The organism is Bacillus sp. ISL-77 (assembly GCF_018613105.1).
Genome location: NZ_JAGGQY010000042.1, coordinates 1 through 18,138 on the forward strand (window position 1 = coordinate 1; position 18,138 = coordinate 18,138).

Here is an 18,138-nt window from a genome sequence, read left to right on the forward strand (position 1 = left end):
TCCTTCTTAAGCTAACGGGTGCTTATGTTTAAGAACGGGAGGTGCTACGGCATCTCTTTTTCTTCTTCAACAAACGGGCAGGTTAGTGGAAGAGGGATTTAAATCCAATTATACTTAGATTCTGTTTTTGAAAAAAATTGAGCCCTGATTGGAAGGACTTTTGAAAGCTCTCAGAATTACTAATATTCAGGATTGTTTGGCGGCAAAAGGACAGTGGCACACATATTTCTTCATAACTTTATGGGGATATATGGATATACAAAAAGGTGCACTCTAATGAGTGCACCTTTTTGTATTATGAATTATATATTTCTCTGTTCATATTCACAATATCTTTATTTGAGAGGGGTTTGAGGTTAGAAGCTAAAAACTTCTCTATTACCTTATCTCGTAGGAATGGGGCTTTTTCTTTATTTGCTTTTTTCAATGCTTTTGTTAGTTCTTCTTTTGTTAGTTCTGTGCAGTATGCAGGAGTTCCTGGCTGTTGTCTCCACGAATCACTTAAAGAACCACCATCTACTGTGTCAAAGCCTAGCTGGTTTACTACATCCATAATTATTTGTTTTTGTGATACGTCATTACCAGCAATCGCTATGGCAATGCGTTCACTAGTACCTTCGGGGGTTCCTTCATTTTCTAAAGTATAGGCTGTTAAGTTGTTGAAGGCTTTGATGACAGGTCTACCTAATTGATTTGAAACCCAAACACTTTCAACCATCCCGTTATCAATTTCTTCAATTTTATCATCTCTAAAAGGATAATAATTTGAAGTATCTACAACAATTACTTCCTCCCCAACTTGCTCGATAATGTTCCTAATGCTTGGCAAATAGCAAGTAAATCTTACATCTTAGCTAAAATAATTCTTCTTTTATTATCACTTATTCCAGTATGAATCGGTGCATTCGCTTTATGGATTTATTTTTCGTAGAACTAACGGATGCTTGATTAGAACAAGGGTTGCTGCTGCAGCCCTTGTTTCTTGTTCCACTCCCTCAGTTATCACTAATTTGATATGTTTTGATTTTCCATATGGGGTAGATATGTTTCCCATTAAAATATATTAAACAATCTTTGTGACGAAAATGTTAACAGTTCAAAAGAATTTTCAATAAAAAAGATTTTTGATAGATGGATGTCCCACTTCAACCAAGTAGCTTACTCAACTTTTAAGGAATAGTAAACAACATATAATGTTCAGACTATATAAATCAATTATTTTGGAAAATAGTTATTGAAATAAAATCAAAACTGTTGTTGTGCAAGGGGTCTAAGGCAAAACCCCAATTATAAATAGAAAATCCAGCACAATTACGGCTGGATTTCTCTGTATTAGGTACTGGTTCGTTTACCCAAAAATGATTCTACTACATAAATGTGAATATTTTATGAGTAGATAAAAATAAATGCCTTTAATCTTGTTTTTAATTTGATGGAGTAATCATTTTTTTCATTAATAAATAAAGGGCTATTCAATTTTAATGCCAGCATCAAATACATAGGGCTGCTGTGGAGCAGTAATTTTTGAAAGCTGGTTAATTTTTATAACAGGAATTGTCTCCCAATTGAAAAACACTAGAAAGCAATTTATCAATACTTGAGGGTACATCAAGGAACTTAAAAGAACAGATGCCAGCAAACTTCAAAACTGCTTGAGACCTGTGTCACAGAATTGTTGGGTTTTTGCTTATTCCACTAACGCGTAAGAGTTTAGAACTCTAGGCAATAAAAGGTAGGTTTTAGAAAGATAATGTAAATAGGTAAGTCTACAACTTTTTGTATAAATAATAAAGCTCAAACTCTTTAAAAGGGATCTGCAGAAACTGAAAGTCTCGGAAAGGAATATTCGAGAGAGTTTATATTTGTAAGAACTCTTGATGATCACTGGTTTTACTCAAAATGAATAGAGTCTAGGGTTAAGGTTTTTGCCATTTATCATTATATGTCAATAATAATATTTAAATATATTTAAACATATATGATGACATATAATAATTTTAATACTTTATATTATAGGTTATCTACGAAAATATTAACCATAAATAAATTGTTATTAAATATATATTTGTTTTATATTTTAGTTCCCCATTAAAGAGTTAAAAAGCAAGAGAAGTACATCTATAGTAAGTATTTGAACGTTTTAAATAATTATATAAATATTAATATACAAACAATTAATTGAATTTTCAAATAATTTACGATCAACAAATTAATAAAGCGATAGAGGATATCAGAGCAAAGTTAAGCCATTTAGCCAATGTTAAAAGTGTAAATCCAGCCTTCCCAAGTCCTTCTGGCAAAGTTTATATGATATCACTTAATCCTAAAACAGGACCTAATGATTTAAAAACGAAGGAACTCGTGAATGCTATTAGAGAAAATACGAAAAATGTTCAGAAAGAAAATAATATCAAGTTGTACGTAACTGGTTCCACTGCAGTTAACATAGACATTTTGCAGAAATTGAGCAATGCTTTACCTTTGTTTTGTTCACTTATTGTTGGGTTTGCTTTTATTCCACTAATGCTTGTATTTAGGTCTATTCTTATTCCATTAAAAGCAGTTCTTGGATTTCTCATTTCATTAGCTGCCACACTTGGATTTGTGGAGTTTGTGATCCAGGATGGCCACTTAATCCATTTATTTGGTTTTCCTGCCGAAGGGCCTATATTAAACTTTTTGCCAATCATTGTGGTCGGAATATTATTAGGATTAGCAATGGATTATGAGGTTTTCCTTGTCAGTCGTATGCGCGAGAATTTTCTCATATAGGTGATAGTAGAAAAGCCAATTTGTCTGGGATGAAGGATAGCGGTGGCGTGGTAACAGCAGCAGGCTTGATTATGATTGCGGTATTCTCAGGATTTATGCTTGGGTCAGAACCAATTATTAAATCCATGGGATTAGCTCTAACATTCGGTGTCCTCCTTTATGGGAGTATGAACCAACAAATATTTACCAAACCACACGATAAGTAATATTATTACTATGTTTGTTGCTTACCCAAGCGTAATTCTCGTCTATTTAGGGCGTTACCCCTTAAGTCTACTTTTTTCTCTAGAAATAGTTTTTCTATCAACATCAAATTTAATTGCCAAGTCATTTAGGCTCATTTGGTGAATTTTCCTTAAAACAAATACCAGCAACCAATAGAAAACAATTTTTAAAATCTCTTTACGGTGCAGATCTTCTTGATGATTCATATGAATCTGGAGTATGTATATTAGTTAATGGAAATACAAATTCAAATTTAAATTCCTAGTTGACACATTGGATTAATGTACTTATTATAATGTAATAGATACATAATATTCCAAAAATGTATATAAACTTATGAGCTTAGCTTATCAGTCAACTGAAGGCTGCTTCCATTCTAAATGGGAGCAGTCTTTTTTATTAAGTGTTAGGAGGGAGCAAAGAGCATGCAGGACTTATTTGTAAAAAATAGCAAGCAGCGTAAGTGGCTTGAACGGCTGTACCCATTAGAAGCGGACTTTAAAGCACAAGCCTCGCAAATCGACAAGGAGGGCAGCTTCCCTAGAGAGAATATCCAGGCGTTAAGAAAAATCGGTTATACCAAAATTGACCTTACCAGAGGAATTTGGCGGGGGAGGATTTTCTCTATATGATACCATTCTCTTACAAGAAAAACTGGGAAGCTATGTTGGCAGCACCGCGTTATCGATTGGATGGACATTAATGACCGTTGGAGAATTATTTGAAAATCGGTATTGGGATCCAGAAAAGTTAGCCTTTTTTGCTGAAGAAGTGAACAATGGGGCCATCATTAACCGAGCAGTAAGCTTAATGGCTACAGGCAGTCCCATTCGCGGGGGCCGGCCTGGAACAAGTGCTAAGCGGGTAGCTGGCAAATGGGTGATTAATGGGCGGAAGAGCTATACAACCTGCTCACCGGAACTGGATTATTTTTTAACTTCTGCTTGGATCGAAGAAAAAGGAACGGTAGGCTTTTTGCTGATTCCAAAAGAAGCGGAAGGACTAACCATCGAGGAAAATTGGAATGTGATCGCGATGCGTGGTACCGGCAGCCATGATCTAGTATTAGAAAACGTGGTAGTGGATGAGTCGGACTTAGTCGAAATTCCCAGTTATCATACGGGGTTTAAACTGAATGGCTGGGGTCTGCTGATTCCTGCCACCTATTTAGGGATCGCGCAGGCGGCCAGGGACTATGCACTCGAATTTGCCAATACCCATTCGCCCAATAGTATTAAGGGTCCAATCGGTCAGCTGCCGAACGTGCAGGCGTTATTAGGCGAGATGGACTTGGAATTATGCAAAGCAAGATTTGCCCTATATGGTACGGCAGAGGCTTACATTGATGAGGATCGTCAACGGGATATCACAAATGAAGCATTTGTAGCCAAACATATTGTGACCAACTCCGCGATTACCGTGGTCGACAAAGCTATGCGATTAGTAGGAGCAAAAAGCTTACAGCTGACCAATCCACTGCAGCGTTATTACCGAGATGTCCGGGCAGGCCTGCATAATCCGCCAATGGATGATCTAACTATTTTAAAATTAGCTCAAACAGCTATTCAACAATATGAATCTAAGGGAGGAAAAGACAATGAAAATGAATAAGTTTTTTAAAATCGCCGCTACAGGAATCGCTTTAGTAACCTTCATCGCAGGCTGCGGCTCAACGGTAACAACTGGGGCAAAATCGGATGCGGGAGCTGCTAAGAAAGAAGTCAGAAAAGTAAAAGTAGCGTTTGATCAAGGCGGTAAACCAATCGGATACCTAGATGAAAAGGGCAAACCAACCGGATATGAAATTGAAGTCATGAAATTAGTGGATAAGGCATTGCCAGAATATGAATTCGAATATGTGCCAACATCCAGTGAAGACTTATTGGTAGGGGTGCAACAAGGCAAATATCAAGTAGGGGTAAAAAATGCCTGGTTCACAGAGGAAAGAACGAAGAGTTATATTTTTCCGAAAGAATTCCTCGGACTCAGCGGCGTTGGCATTTTGTTAAAAAAGAAAAACGAAAATATAAAAGACTTATCAGACTTTGCTAAAGCTAAGCTTTCGTTAGCACCTATTGCGGCAAGTAATGCTCAATATACCATTGTGGATGAATATAACCAAGCCAATCCAGACAATAAAGTTAAACTGGAAGCCGGAGATGCATTCTCGGTGGATGTCGTTCAATGGGTAAATGAAGGACGTGTAGATGGAGGCATTTATTTGGGAGCAACGTATGAAAAGCAAGTTCTTGCAAAGGATGGTCCTTATCATAATTTAGCAAATGACCTTGTTTATAATGAGTTTGCGGTTGTCAAAACGTGGCCATTATTCAACAAAAAAGAACAAGAATTTGCAGATGCCTATGATCAAGCCATCAAGAAAATAAAAGAGGAAAAGAAGACAAACAAACTGATGGTTAAGTTCTATAATACTGATTTATTTAAACTATTGGATACTGTGAAAAGGTAAACATCTAAAAAGAGGTGGAATATGCAAACGTATTTTGATAGTACCTACATTTGGGGAGCATTGCCACAACTTCTTTCGTTTTTAAACGTAACCTTTATGGTTGCAAGTCTATCGGTTTTGTTCGGTACGATTTTAGGATTTATCTTAGCCGTAATGAAACTCGGAACGAGTACGGCTGCCAGAAAAATCGCCAATGGGTATACCACTATTTTAAGGTGTACCCCCTCTATTGTTCTTTTATTTTTAGTGTATTACGGGCTTCCGGCAATAGCCAGTAACTTTGGTACAGACCTGAATCATCTTCACACTTCGATTTATGTTGTGATTACCTTTTCGCTACAATTTGGGGCCATCATGTCTGAGGTGATGAGAACGGCCTATGAAGCGATCGACCGGGGGCAATATGAGGCAGCGGTTAGTGTCGGGCTTAGTCCTGCCCAGGCATTTCGGAGAATTGTGTTGCCGCAAGCATTTGTTGTCGCATTGCCCAATTTCGGCAACAGCCTCCTTGAATTAATGAAAGAAGGATCATTAGCGTATACCATTGGTTTGGTTGATATTATGGGAAAAGCAAGCCTTATTATTTCAAATAACTATAATTCTCATTCGTTAGAAATTTATCTTGCCTTATCTCTTATATACTGGGTTTTATCCATTTTGATTGAACAGTTCTTTTCAAAGTTAGAAGAGATTTTTAGTAAAGGTAAACTGGTTATAAAAACAACATAGGGGGTGACAGCATGTCGGTCGGATTGGATGTTCCATTTTTAGTAAAAACCTTTTTTGTTGCATTATCTGGAGTGCCTATAGCCTTACTCATTACGATTGTCTCCTTACTCATTGCTCTGCCTTCAGGATTTTTGCTCGCCTTATCGCGGATTAATCGAATTCCAGTGATAAGCCAGTTGGCACGAGTCTATGTTTCGTTTGTGAGAGGGACTCCTGTCATTGTTCAAATTTTTATTATTTTTACAAGTGTTCCTCTACTATTGGCTCCCATATTCGAGAAGTATCATGTTAAAACGAGTATCTACGATATCAATCCGATTTGGTACGCATTTATTGTTTTCTCGTTGAATACAACGGCTATTTTAATAGAAGTATTTCGTTCTGCTATTAGCACGGTCAGTAAGGGGCAGCTGGAAGCAGCATATTCCGTTGGGTTGAACAATGTGCAAGCGTTTAGAAGAATACTCATTCCACAAATATTAGTGGTGGCATTGCCCAATATTTGTACAGCAACGGTCAATCTCATTAAAGCTACCTCTTTGGGTTATGCTTTGTCATTGAGAGAGATTACGTTAAAAGCTCAAGTGGCAGCCAATGTTGGCTACAATTTTATTGAAGCGTACATCGATATCTTTCTTGTCTATCTCATTTTATGCAGCTTAGTGGAAACCTTATTTAAGCTGTATGAAAAACGGTTAAGAAAGTATAAAGCAGCCGCTGCCTAAGATCATGATTGGAGGCAAAGTCATGTTAGAGATTAAAAATATCCACAAGTCCTTTGGTAAGAATGAGATTTTAAAAGGAGTAGATTTACAGATTGATAGGGGTGATGTGGTTGTCATTCTTGGCCCGAGTGGCTCTGGTAAGACCACATTGCTTCGGTGCATTAACTTTCTTGAACGAGCCGATCAGGGGCAAGCCATTTTTGGGGATATTCATGTAAACCTTAAATCAGCAAACAAAAAACAAATACATCAAATCAGGCAAAAGATTGCTTTTGTGTTTCAGAATTATAATCTGTTTACGAATAAAACAGTATTAGAGAATGTGACAGAAGGTCTTATCATTGGAAGAAAGGTTCCGAAAGCAGAAGCCAATGAGCTGGGGCAACGGGCCTTGGCGAAGGTCGGATTGGCAGATAAATTGAATTCCTACCCTAGTGAACTGTCTGGCGGGCAGCAGCAGCGGGTTGGCATTGCAAGAGCGATTGCGTTAAATCCAGATATTATTTTATTTGATGAACCAACGTCTGCACTGGATCCAGAATTAGTCGGTGAAGTCTTAACCGTCATGAAAAATATTGCAAAAGAAGGCACAACCATGTTAGTGGTGACGCATGAAATGTCTTTTGCAAAGGATGTAGCCAACCGAGTCATCTTTATGGATGGCGGTGTGATCGTAGAAGAGAATTCTCCAAAGGAAATTTTCTCAAGACCAAAAGAAGAAAGAACGCAGCATTTCTTAAGACGGGTCATACCTGAGGATTTTATTTATAATATTTAATGAATGAGAAACCTCTAGAAATGGAGGTTTTTCTTCATTGCTCCCATCACAATGTCTTGTAACTAATACTTTAATCTGATTTGGTATAAAAAGATTAATGTTTAATGATTTAGTTATAATTATATTTATTGGTTAAAATTAACTTTCATGTAAACGTGGATTAGAAAAAAACAAATTAGATGCATGGTTCTGGTTAATCCATTGGGATAAAAGAATCTAATAGATTATTAATCATCTATATTTAAGCGCTGTAAATTATAGTGGGCACAGAATGCCATCTGGTAAAGCTATTTCAACAATAACATTGTTTAATATGATTTCATCAACATATATGTATATGATATTCTTGTTATGTTTGATATTGTATTAATTATCCTTATTTTTATTTTCAATATCCTCATTGTTTTTAAATTATTATTTAATGAAATGTAAACTATATAATGAACCTAGAAAAAACCATTTGATCCCTTTAGAGAAAATGCTTAAATTTATTTTTGTTTTCTTTAAAGGTAGAGACTAGCCTTAAAATAGTGGTATAACTTAGTTCTGAACATCTGTGGGAGTTTTGTATTTTGCCAGTAAGTGCTCTTTTTATTTCCGTGCTGAAACTATAATTCTCAAAACCTTTTTCACTCATGTGATTAACCTCTTTTTTTATATTATCCGACTATACATAGGATTCTCTTAAAGAAATATCATATTCAAAATCTGAATATGGTTCATTATATTTGAAATGCCAAAAAAATCGGCTTTTATTTTACATTATAAAAAATAACATACTGAGTTGTTGGCATTATGCACTTTCGTAATCGAAAAGCCCTTTATTACATTATGGTACATTGCCTTTATAAACCTGTCTGTTTCTTATTGGTTGGCATTAGTTCCAAAAGTGTTGGCTGCTGTTTTTTTGGTAAGAGTATTTATTATTTTTCATGATTGCACCCATCATTCCTTTTTTTAAAACCGTAATGGCAATCGAATAGTTGGGACAGCCGCGGTGATCTTTGTCGCTTCTTTGTTATTGGCAGCAGTGGTAATCTCTTCTACTGTGGTCATAAACTATAATAGCCGTAGGGAACTGGCCCTGTCTCTTGTAATCCCTGCATAATTAACAAGGATATCTAGTCTGCCAAAATGAATAAAAAAGAAATACTTTAAATAATATTTATTTGACAAGCTTATCATATAGGTGTAATTTACATATATGGTTATATATTAATTAGGAGGTTTTTTATCATGGAATTAAACAATGAGTTCATTACTAATTTTGGTGAATCCCTATTAAACATTTGGACAAACAGTTTGGACAAGGTGACCGCTTCTCAGGAAGAAATAGAAAATCTTTTGCTTCAAGCATTTACAACACAAAAAGAATCATTGGAGAAAATTGCAGGCGGCATGGACTTTATCCAGGAACAACAGAAAAAATTAATTGAAGAAGTTCGCGATTATGTAAATAAAAATGTTGAAACAGTTTCCGGTGAACAAGCAAGCCAAACTTTCGAAAAGTGGAATGCTCAACTAGATGAAATAAATAACCGTGTTCAACAGTTAACCTCTACTCCATACAAAGAAAGTTTAAATTTATTAAATCAGTCACAAGAGCAGTTCCAACAAACATATAAAAATCATTTCGAACAGCAAAAAAAGATTCGTGATGAGGCTTTAAATCAATTTAAAACTGCACAAAAAGGATTTACGGATTTATTTGAATCCAACACAAAAATGGCATTTAATTTGTTTAAGTAGAACAGCGGATTTTCGCTGTTCTTTTTTACAATATACAAATAATATTTATATCCTACCACTAAAGGGGCACAGAGCTGCCTTCGAACGGGAATTATCGGCATTTATTCGGATGCATGGAATAATGGTGCTCCCTTGAATACATCGAATTCTGACCGTCTGTGGAAAGGAAACTCTTATACGTTTGATCAAGGTGGAGAAGTACACTTTTTGTTGATTACGGATGATAAAGTCGTTTCTCTACCTTTTGAAAACCCGATACCGACGATTACGATAAATGTTCAGCCTTAAGATGGTATGTTGAATGTTTGACAGTTATAATGAGGATGAAGTCAAAATGGCTTCATCCTTTCATATAATTATGAGCAAGTTTGTGAAGAAATGTACTGATATGAACGAAACTGTCAATGCTCCATACCCAATTTGATTTTGGTTTTAGTTTTTGATTAAGAAGAGAAGCATTTTTCGGCTTCTTGTTGTTAACGGTGTAGGGTGGTACGGAATTAGAAAAAAGCGGAATGGTGAAAAGAAGGTCAACTAATCTAGAATAATAATTAACAGCCCTTCATTTCCTGAGGGGCCTTTTAGTAATTAATAAATTAATTTTAATATTAACATTAGCATTATTATCAATTTGTTTGATGTAACCTAATTTCAAAAAAAGATGTAATTCATTCTAAGTCTTTAAAATGATAAATCTACCTTTCAAGGAAAAAAAGTAACCAACACCTTCACTCGTTAAGTATCCTTTGTAGGGAACTTTCCGGTTGGATGAGGGGTTCATTAAATGTTTACTCAAATATATACATAAAACAAAGGGGCACTAATTCAAGAATTTTAAGTGGTCAACCAAAAAAATTCTTTTTCTTGACATGGGATTTTTATTTAAATACAATATTTCTATAAATACTGAAATAAGTATTTATATTTATTGGAAGGGGGTCATCCTTGGTGAATGATGATATTGCAGTAAAAGTCTATAAGGCACTGGGTGAAACAACACGTTTACAAATTGTTAAAGTTTTAGCAAAACAACCGGAATTAGCTTGCCATGAAATGAAAAATCAAATAAAAGTGTCGGCCAATTCAACTTTGACACATCATTTAAAACCATTACTCGATTGCGGATTGCTTTCCGTTCGCAAAGAGGGTACCTTCCGATATTATAGTTTACAACGAGAAGTCCTTGAACAATACGCTCCCGCTTTACTTTAAACAGAAAGCGGAATATTTTTAATCTTTATTTCAGTATTTATAGAAATACAGAATAATAGAATTGAATGGGGGAAAATCATATGAGTCAACTAAGCAAAGATCATAATGGGAATCTGAAAAATGGTTTAGAAAGTAAACTTTTTGAACCTATAAAAATGGGAGCATGGAATTTACGCTCTCGTACGGCGATGGCTCCTTTAACAAGATGTTTTGCTGATGATCAAACTGGCGTAGTTGGAGATGATGTGGTGGAATATTATCGAAAACGTGCTGCTGACGGAATCGGATTAATTATTTCAGAAGGAACAGTAATTAGTCCTAGAGGAAAAGGCTATCCTGGAATTCCTGGAATTTATTCCGAGGAACAAATTAAAGGGTGGAAAAAAGTAACGGATGCTGTGCATAAAGAAGGCGGTACGATAATTGCACAAATTTGGCATGTAGGACGCTTATCACATCATGAACTTGCAGGAAACTTGCCACCGCAAGCCCCATCGGCCATTCCTGCTGAAGGATTAGTATCTCGTTTTCGTAAGCCATATGATATCCCTGAAGAGATGACAATTGCGGATATAAGGGAAGTTGTAAGTCAATATGCGCAGGCGGCAAAAAATGCAATCGAAGCTGGATTTGATGGGGTAGAAATTCATGCTGCACACGGATATTTAATCGATCAATTTAATTCAGACATAACGAATCATCGCACTGATCAATATGGAGGTATTCTAGCACTAAGATTAACATTCATGAAAGAAGTAATAAGAGCAGTTATAGATGCCATTGGTACTGAGAGAACGATGATTCGATTTTCTGCTCATAAAGCTGATGTTCCAAACTATATGTGGGAAGATCCAAAAACGGTCATTCGTACATTTGTTGAAGCATTTAATGAAGTTGGCGCTACTTTACTACATCCATCAATCATGCAATTTAATAGAGTACTTGCTGATGGAAAAACAATGCATCAATTAGTACGCAAATATTGGGATGGAGTGATTGTTGGGGTTGGCAGTCTAGATCCAGAAATGGCTGAACAAGCTTTAGAAGAAGGGACAATTGACGTTGCAGCATTTGGACGTCCATTAATTTCAAATCCGAACTTTCTTCATCGTTTGAAAAATGGTGAAGAATTAGAAGAATACGATGCAAAGAAACATCTAAATATTTTAGTATAAATAGTGAATCCATATGAAAATGGAAAAATAAAGGAAGCTTTTGATTGAGCTTCTTTTTATCAATTTGGTATTTCTGTATTTATAGAAATATTAAATTAATGTAAAAAAATGGAGAGGGAAATTATACATGTCAAATAACGGGAAGATTTATATTTTAGCAATGATTAGTTTTTTAGTCGGTACATCCCAATATATCATTACAGGTATTTTAGATAAAATGGCAGATGCTTTAAGCATTTCTATTGAAGCTGCTGGTCAGCTTATTACCGTTTATTCGCTAGCTTATGCCATAGGTACACCTATTCTAATGGCATTATTGGCTAAAATGGAAAGACGTAGGTTACTTATTTATTCTTTGAGTTTCTTTATACTAGGGAATATACTCTCAGTAATCATGCCTGGTTATGGCTTGTTTATGATTGCTCGAATTATTATGGCTTTAAGTACAGGGGTAGCAGTTGTTACTGTTTTAAGTTTAGCAGCAAAAATTGCACCTGCAGATAAAAAAGCGAGTTCAATTGCAACTGTTGTTATGGGATTTACAACTTCGTTAATAATAGGTGTACCTATTGGTAGATTTATTACATCTGCTTATGGGTGGAAATTTGTCTTTCTTGGTGTTGCTCTATTAGTGTTTATTGCAATATTTATCATTTTACATTCAATCCCACGAATAATGGGGGATGAACCCATTCCTTTAACTAAACAAATTGTAATGTTGAAAAAACCTAAGATTACACTAGGTTTATCAATAACGTTCTTCTTAATGGCAGGTTATGGAGTTGTATTTACTTATTTATCTCCTTATCTTATCAATACTGTTGGAATGAGTGATCACCTTTTAAGTATAGCTTTACTTGCTCTTGGAATCGCTAGCTTATTTGGATCTAAATTCGGAGGCTTCAGTGCAGATAGATGGGGTATAGTGACTACCTTAAAAAGAGGATTAGTACTTAATATCATTTCGATGATCTTGCTTTCATTCGCATCAAGTTCTTTAATCGCAGTTTTTATGATTCTTATCATTTGGTCATTTGCAGGGTGGTCTTCAGGGGCTACACAACAATATAATTTAGCAACAATTCATCCAGAATCTTCTGATGTCTTACTAGGTCTGAATCAGTCAATGATGCAATTAGGATTCGCAGTTGGGGCAGGTCTAGGAGGGCTAGTAGTTGGGCAATTATCAGTATCATCGATCACTTGGTTTGGAGCTTTAGGAGTTATGTTTGCTCTAGTTACAACCTTTGGCTTATCACGTTTCTTGATTCGTGAAAATGTAGTTAATCAAAATTTTAGAGCTCATAAAAGAGCGTAATCTAATTTCGAATAAATGAACTTACTCCTGCACAAATAAGTAAAATCACTACTGGAGCGTTGTTTCGTTCAATTGATCGGCATGGAAGTATCAAGGAAAGGTTAAGTGATAAATCCGTAGCTCATTATAAAGAAATATATCGGAGAACTTGGGATGGATGCAAACGACTTTGCAGCACATAGTTTAAGAAGTGGATTATCAACAAGCGTAGCAATGATGGGAATGACAGAAATAGCTATTATGAAACAAACAGGTCATAAAACTAGGGAAATGGTTGATCGATATGTTCAGGCAGGTCTACGTTATAAAAACAATGCAAGCAGCATTTTAAAAAACTTATAATTTCCGGATTTTCAGTGTGTTGGAGATTTGCATTTAAACGAAATTATCTTTTCTTTTATGTACAACTACCCACCTAATTTGCGCTACTGACTAATTGTCAGATAATTGTATTAAACTACAAAATTTGCTCCTTAATTATTAAGGAAAGATGAAAAACATTGTGATTTGGAAGAAGCGCTCATGATATGGGTGCTTTTTGTTGTGTGCCAGGCATGGCAACTATCTAGGTGGTGAAAGTCCACTGTGGGGGTACACATCGACCAACCACTAAGGAAGCGCAAGGTACTTACCGTGAGGTAAGGGCTGGAGGAAGCGTGGAATAAAATTTTGGCTCGACGAACAGAAATCTGATACTAAGGCTTTATAAAGGGATGAGACTCAAATACAAGTCAAAGTCCAAAAGATGTGCGTAACTTTGTAGAGTAAATCAGGCGAGTAAAAGAGGAAAGATAGTTGTCTTACCCTGGGAGGTCTTGCGGATGTACGGAAGTACAGTCGAAAAAGGTTAGCCGCAAGAAGTCAGCAGAAGCCATAGTAGTGAAATTAGTTCATGAAGGGCTGAACAATTTATAGTGTTTCAACACCACGAATGCGTAAGTGACGTACTCCGAATGTATTAATGGTGAAAGTATGAGCGTATCTCAAAGGCTAACCAAAATGGAGCTATCACTTACTACGTGAGAGGAAAGGAGAAACGAGTGTGGAACTTTAAGAACAGATTCTAAGTAATCAAAATATGAACGAAGCCTACCTGCGTGTCTATAAAAATAAAGGTGCGAGTGGGGTCGATGGAGTAACAGTCGAAGAACTAAAGCAATATCTGAGAGAGAACAAGGATGAGCTACGTCAGCGCATCAGAACAAGAAAATACCAACCACAAGCTGCCTTAAGAGTGGAAATCCCAAAAGAAAATGGCAAGATGCGCAAGTTGGGAATACCAACAGTAGTGGATAGAGTAGTTCAACAAGCCATTCATCAAGTTCTCAGTCCGATATTTGAAAAGCAATTCAGTGAATTCAGTTACGGCTTTAGACCAAAAAGAAGTTGTGAGATGGCTATTATAAAAAGCTTGGAATTTCTGAATGATGGACACGATTGGGTGGTAGACATTGACCTCGAAAGATTCTTCGATACAGTCCATCACGATAAACTCATGCGAATTATTGCCAACACAATAGATGATGGTGATGTCATCTCGTTAATCAGAAAATACTTAGTCAGTGGAGTCATGGTGAAAGGGAAATATGAAGAAACACCAGTCGGGACTCCGCAAGGAGGAAACCTCAGCCCATTATTGAGTAATATTATGTTAAATGAACTCGATAAGGAACTAGAGAAAAGAGGACTACGGTTCGTGAGATACGCTGATGACGCTCTCATCTTTGTAAAGAGTGAGACAGCAGCAAACAGAGTGATGAAATCAATCGTGAGATTTATAGAAGAAAAACTAGGATTAATAGTCAATGTGGAGAAGAGCAAAATCTCTCGCCCAAAAGATTTAAAATTCTTAGGATTTGGGTATTATTACGATACTAAAAACAAGAGGTATCAAGTAAAACCCCATCCCATGTCAATACAGAAGTTTCAAAGGAAGCTTCGAAAATTAACAAAGCGAAACTGGAGTGTTCCGCTAGACTTCCGAATTTTAAAACTGAGACAAGTCATACTTGGGTGGGTTAATTACTTTAGAATCTCGAATATGAAAAAAGCAATGAGTGAGATAGATAAGAAGCTTCGCTCCAGAATTAGAGTCATCATCTGGAAGCAATGGAAGGTACCAAAGAAACAAATAAAATCGCTTATTCAATTAGGGATTCCTGAGGAAGAAGCGAAAGGATTAACCTTCTGTCGAAGAGGTTACCGGTTCATTGGACTATCAAAAGTTGTCCAAAGAGCAATCTCAAACAAAAGACTAAAGCAGAGGGGACTTCCCTCCGCTTTAGAGCATTATCTAAAAGTACACACTGTAATATAAATTGAACCGCCGTATACGGAACCGTATGTACGGTGGTGTGAGAGGGGCGAAAATAATCAACTTATTTTCCCTCTACTCGATTTGATTCTTAGTTAAATCGCCAGCGGGCCCTTTAGGAATAATAACCTTGATAATATTAGAATACCTTATGAGGTATTTTGTCTTTTTTATATTCATAAAACATACAGCCATAAACATAAACAGCATTTTTACTTGCTAAATACACAGAAAACAGGCATAACATCGTTATGCCTGTTTTAAAAATAAATTCTCTCCTTAATGAAGGAGCATTTTACTAATTTTTTATTCCATTTTCTTGCTGTTCTGATGTGCATTGTATTGGAAAGTATTCTCTAATTTGATTAAATAAACTTATTAGATACTCATTAAGTGCAAATCTATCTTCCTTAACAAATTCACTGAACAGAATTTGACTTTTTTTCAATTTTCTCTCCCCTTAATTAATATTTCTATGGATCTGCTGTACGGTAATTAATTTAATTTTAATGTACTGGCCTGCCTTTGCTAAATCTAATGATGGAAACTTATTACATTCGTCTGATTTAATTATATAAGAAAGCGCTTTCTTTTTCAAAGAATACCAATATTCAAGTTTCGACAGCAATTTATTTCAATATTTACAAAGATTTTAACTTTATAAGAATAAATTCATATTCGATTAGTGGTGTGAGAGGTCGGGGGTTAGTAACCCTCTCCTACTCGATTTATGTAAAGGTCCATATTCTAGAATTAAAGAAGGTAATTAAAAGGTGCTTCTTAAATTTTAAGTTAAGCCAGAAAAATAATATTAAATTGTAAAGGGTGGAGGGATGTCAATGGATTTGCAATACGAAGTTAATGGTAATGGTCATCCTGTGGTTCTCCTCACTAGTGGTGCTGATGTACGAAACTGGACAATTGTCGCATCTCTTTTAGCAAAACACTACAAGGTCGTTGCTTTTGATGGACGTGGGACCGGGAAATCACCGTCCCCTTTAGAAGATGTCAACCCTGTTGAAGATTTGCTGTCGCTACTTGATCATCTAAAAATCAATCTATTCTAAATTATTGTTAGTGAACTATACTAGCAGTTTAATAATTAATAACTCTTATCATGCGGTGGTGGGGCTAGGGGAATTGCTTTTATTGGAGCGATTCGAGCAATGGAAGAGGAAAAAGTAGAATGGGAAAGATTGGCTGGAACATCCGCGGGAGCATTAATAGCTGCTCTTTTGGCAAGCGGCTGCAAAAGCTATGAAATTAGAGATCGTCTGAGTGAACTCGATTTTTCAAAGCTTCGAGGTAAGACGTTCATGAATCAAATTCCCATTATCGGCATCTTTTTAGAACTTATGATTCATCTTGGAATTTATAAAAACGATTATTTGGAAACATGGGTGGATTCAATTCTTTCAGAAAAAGGCATTAAGACATTTGCTGATTTTCCAGATGGAAAGTTGAAGATTATTGCTTCTGACGTTTCGAATGGCCAAATGCTTATTTTTCCAGATGATTTGAATCGCTATAGGATGACGCCAGCTGATTTAAAAGTTTCAACTGCCGTTATGATGAGTGCCTCTATGCCATTTTTCTTCCGTCCGGTTATTTGGAAATCAAAAGACCGTAACAAATCCTACATTTTAGATGGTGGTTTACTTAGTAACTTACTGAGATATTCATGAGGTGATGAAATGCTAACGAAAAATACACAGATAAATCGGGACCAATTAGAAATGATTACTTTAGACCAGCTTGTACCTGCGAATCATTTGGTTCGTAAAATGGAAACTGCTATCGATTTTTCATTTATATATTCACTTGTTCAAGAAATGTACTCTACCGAACGTGGTCGTCCAAGTATTGATCCTGTGGTATTAATTAAGATGGCTTTTATCCAATATACCTTCGGTATTCGCTCCATGCGCAAAACTATAGAAGAGATTGATACAAATCTAGCTTACCGTTGGTTTTTAGGATTTGGATTTCATGATAAAGTACCTCACTTCTCAACTTTCGGGAAAAATTACGAACGACGATTCAAGGATACAGATTTATTTGAACTTTTCTATCGTATTTTGAAGGAAGCCGCAGACAAGAAGTTGGTAAGTGGCGAGCACGTATTTATTGATTCGACTCATGTAAAAGCGAGTGCGAATAAGCGTAAATTTGAGAAGAAAGTGGTACGTAAAGAAACGAAAGCGTACCAATCACGTCTTCAAGATGAAATCAATGGTGACCGTGAAGACCATGGAAAGAAACCATTTCCTCCAGATAAATTTGATAAAGAAGAACTGAAAGAAATCAAAGAAAGTACTACTGATCCTGAGAGTGGTTATTACGTAAAGGATGAGCGAACGAAACAGTTCGCATACTCATTTCATGCGGCTTCGGATCGAAATGGTTTTGTTTTGGGTGCAATTGTAACCCCGGGGAATATCCATGATAGCGTCATTTTCGAGCCACTACTTGAGAAGGTCATTAAAAAACACGGGAAACCTGAAGCTGTTGCTGCTGATGCTGGATACAAAACACCTGCTATTGCTCAATTCGTAATTGAAAATGATATGACTCCTGCTTTACCATATACACGCCCGCGTACGAAGGACGGTTATATGAAAAAACATGAGTATATTTATGATGAATACTACGATTGTTATATCTGTCCGCA

15 protein-coding genes and 4 pseudogenes are annotated in these 18,138 nt (G+C 36.1%); 17 read left to right on the plus strand and 2 right to left on the minus strand.

Translation table 11 applies throughout. The annotated features are described in order from the left end of the window. Positions 1-295: 295 nt before the first annotated feature. Positions 296-829: pseudogene (locus J7E77_RS17530) on the minus strand (NADPH-dependent F420 reductase); the annotation flags it as partial. Positions 830-2,178: 1,349 nt separating this feature from the next. On the opposite strand from J7E77_RS17530, the gene J7E77_RS30670 reads away from it, so the two are divergent. The 14 genes and pseudogenes from J7E77_RS30670 (at position 2,179) to ltrA (ending at position 15,470) form a co-directional block, all read left to right on the plus strand. Then, on the plus strand, positions 2,179-2,772 hold the full coding sequence (locus J7E77_RS30670; RefSeq protein ID WP_251028099.1) for an MMPL family transporter: 594 nt from the start codon (positions 2,179-2,181) through the stop codon (positions 2,770-2,772). Between the two features lie 29 nt (positions 2,773-2,801). Further along, on the plus strand, positions 2,802-2,978 hold the full coding sequence (locus J7E77_RS30675; protein WP_251027047.1) for an MMPL family transporter: 177 nt from the start codon (positions 2,802-2,804) through the stop codon (positions 2,976-2,978). 444 nt (positions 2,979-3,422) lie between these two features. Continuing rightward, a pseudogene (locus J7E77_RS17540) lies at positions 3,423-4,608 on the plus strand (acyl-CoA dehydrogenase family protein). Next, on the plus strand, positions 4,595-5,467 hold the full coding sequence (locus J7E77_RS17545) for a transporter substrate-binding domain-containing protein (RefSeq protein ID WP_214716036.1): 873 nt from the start codon (positions 4,595-4,597) through the stop codon (positions 5,465-5,467). Before J7E77_RS17540 ends, J7E77_RS17545 begins: the two are co-directional and overlap by 14 nt. A 21-nt stretch (positions 5,468-5,488) precedes the next feature. Beyond that, complete coding sequence (locus J7E77_RS17550; protein WP_214716037.1) at positions 5,489-6,196, plus strand: amino acid ABC transporter permease; 708 nt, start codon at positions 5,489-5,491, stop codon at positions 6,194-6,196. 11 nt (positions 6,197-6,207) lie between these two features. Then, positions 6,208-6,921, plus strand: coding sequence for an amino acid ABC transporter permease (locus tag J7E77_RS17555; RefSeq protein ID WP_251027044.1), 714 nt, complete (start codon positions 6,208-6,210; stop codon positions 6,919-6,921). 22 nt (positions 6,922-6,943) lie between these two features. Continuing rightward, complete coding sequence (locus tag J7E77_RS17560) at positions 6,944-7,699, plus strand: amino acid ABC transporter ATP-binding protein (RefSeq protein WP_214716038.1); 756 nt, start codon at positions 6,944-6,946, stop codon at positions 7,697-7,699. A gap of 1,236 nt (positions 7,700-8,935) precedes the next feature. Continuing rightward, complete coding sequence (locus J7E77_RS17570; RefSeq protein WP_214716039.1) at positions 8,936-9,448, plus strand: hypothetical protein; 513 nt, start codon at positions 8,936-8,938, stop codon at positions 9,446-9,448. A gap of 132 nt (positions 9,449-9,580) precedes the next feature. Beyond that, positions 9,581-9,736 carry a hypothetical protein gene (locus J7E77_RS17575; protein WP_214716040.1) on the plus strand — a complete coding sequence of 52 codons (156 nt, stop codon included), beginning with the start codon at positions 9,581-9,583 and terminating at the stop codon, positions 9,734-9,736. 660 nt (positions 9,737-10,396) lie between these two features. Continuing rightward, positions 10,397-10,660, plus strand: coding sequence for an ArsR/SmtB family transcription factor (locus tag J7E77_RS17580; RefSeq protein WP_168243889.1), 264 nt, complete (start codon positions 10,397-10,399; stop codon positions 10,658-10,660). A gap of 80 nt (positions 10,661-10,740) precedes the next feature. Then, positions 10,741-11,835 (plus strand): alkene reductase, encoded by a 1,095-nt coding sequence (locus J7E77_RS17585; RefSeq protein WP_251027046.1) that lies wholly within the window; start codon positions 10,741-10,743, stop codon positions 11,833-11,835. A gap of 127 nt (positions 11,836-11,962) precedes the next feature. After that, the gene (locus J7E77_RS17590) at positions 11,963-13,153 is read left to right on the plus strand and encodes an MFS transporter (protein WP_214716042.1); all 1,191 of its coding nucleotides are present in this window, start codon (positions 11,963-11,965) and stop codon (positions 13,151-13,153) included. A gap of 126 nt (positions 13,154-13,279) precedes the next feature. Further along, the gene (locus J7E77_RS17595) at positions 13,280-13,495 is read left to right on the plus strand and encodes a tyrosine-type recombinase/integrase (protein WP_374102985.1); all 216 of its coding nucleotides are present in this window, start codon (positions 13,280-13,282) and stop codon (positions 13,493-13,495) included. Between the two features lie 736 nt (positions 13,496-14,231). Continuing rightward, a complete protein-coding gene (gene ltrA, locus J7E77_RS17600) occupies positions 14,232-15,470 on the plus strand; it encodes a group II intron reverse transcriptase/maturase (protein WP_214716046.1) in 1,239 nt (412 codons plus the stop codon). A 295-nt stretch (positions 15,471-15,765) separates the two neighbouring features. Here the strand turns inward: ltrA and J7E77_RS17605 are convergent, their stop codons facing one another. Further along, positions 15,766-15,915, minus strand: a complete 150-nt coding sequence (locus J7E77_RS17605; protein WP_214716048.1) for a hypothetical protein — start codon at positions 15,913-15,915, stop codon at positions 15,766-15,768. Between the two features lie 391 nt (positions 15,916-16,306). On the opposite strand from J7E77_RS17605, the pseudogene J7E77_RS17610 reads away from it, so the two are divergent. From J7E77_RS17610 to J7E77_RS17620, 3 genes and pseudogenes are all read left to right on the plus strand, one after another. Next, a pseudogene (locus J7E77_RS17610) lies at positions 16,307-16,525 on the plus strand (alpha/beta fold hydrolase); the annotation flags it as partial. Positions 16,526-16,597: 72 nt separating this feature from the next. After that, a pseudogene (locus J7E77_RS17615) lies at positions 16,598-17,152 on the plus strand (patatin-like phospholipase family protein); the annotation flags it as partial. A 9-nt stretch (positions 17,153-17,161) separates the two neighbouring features. Next, on the plus strand, positions 17,162-18,138 hold a 977-nt coding region (locus tag J7E77_RS17620; RefSeq protein ID WP_214716050.1), incomplete at its 3' end, for an IS1182 family transposase.

Coding starts and splice junctions, on each gene's coding strand:
- J7E77_RS17590 (WP_214716042.1), top strand. CDS start 11,963: ATGTCAAATAACGGGAAGATTTATATTTTAGCAATGATTAGTTTTTTA.
- J7E77_RS17585 (WP_251027046.1), top strand. CDS start 10,741: ATGAGTCAACTAAGCAAAGATCATAATGGGAATCTGAAAAATGGTTTA.
- J7E77_RS17570 (WP_214716039.1), top strand. CDS start 8,936: ATGGAATTAAACAATGAGTTCATTACTAATTTTGGTGAATCCCTATTA.
- J7E77_RS17555 (WP_251027044.1), top strand. CDS start 6,208: ATGTCGGTCGGATTGGATGTTCCATTTTTAGTAAAAACCTTTTTTGTT.
- J7E77_RS17545 (WP_214716036.1), top strand. CDS start 4,595: ATGAAAATGAATAAGTTTTTTAAAATCGCCGCTACAGGAATCGCTTTA.
- J7E77_RS17560 (WP_214716038.1), top strand. CDS start 6,944: ATGTTAGAGATTAAAAATATCCACAAGTCCTTTGGTAAGAATGAGATT.
- J7E77_RS17550 (WP_214716037.1), top strand. CDS start 5,489: ATGCAAACGTATTTTGATAGTACCTACATTTGGGGAGCATTGCCACAA.
- J7E77_RS30675 (WP_251027047.1), top strand. CDS start 2,802: ATGAAGGATAGCGGTGGCGTGGTAACAGCAGCAGGCTTGATTATGATT.
- ltrA (WP_214716046.1), top strand. CDS start 14,232: ATGAACGAAGCCTACCTGCGTGTCTATAAAAATAAAGGTGCGAGTGGG.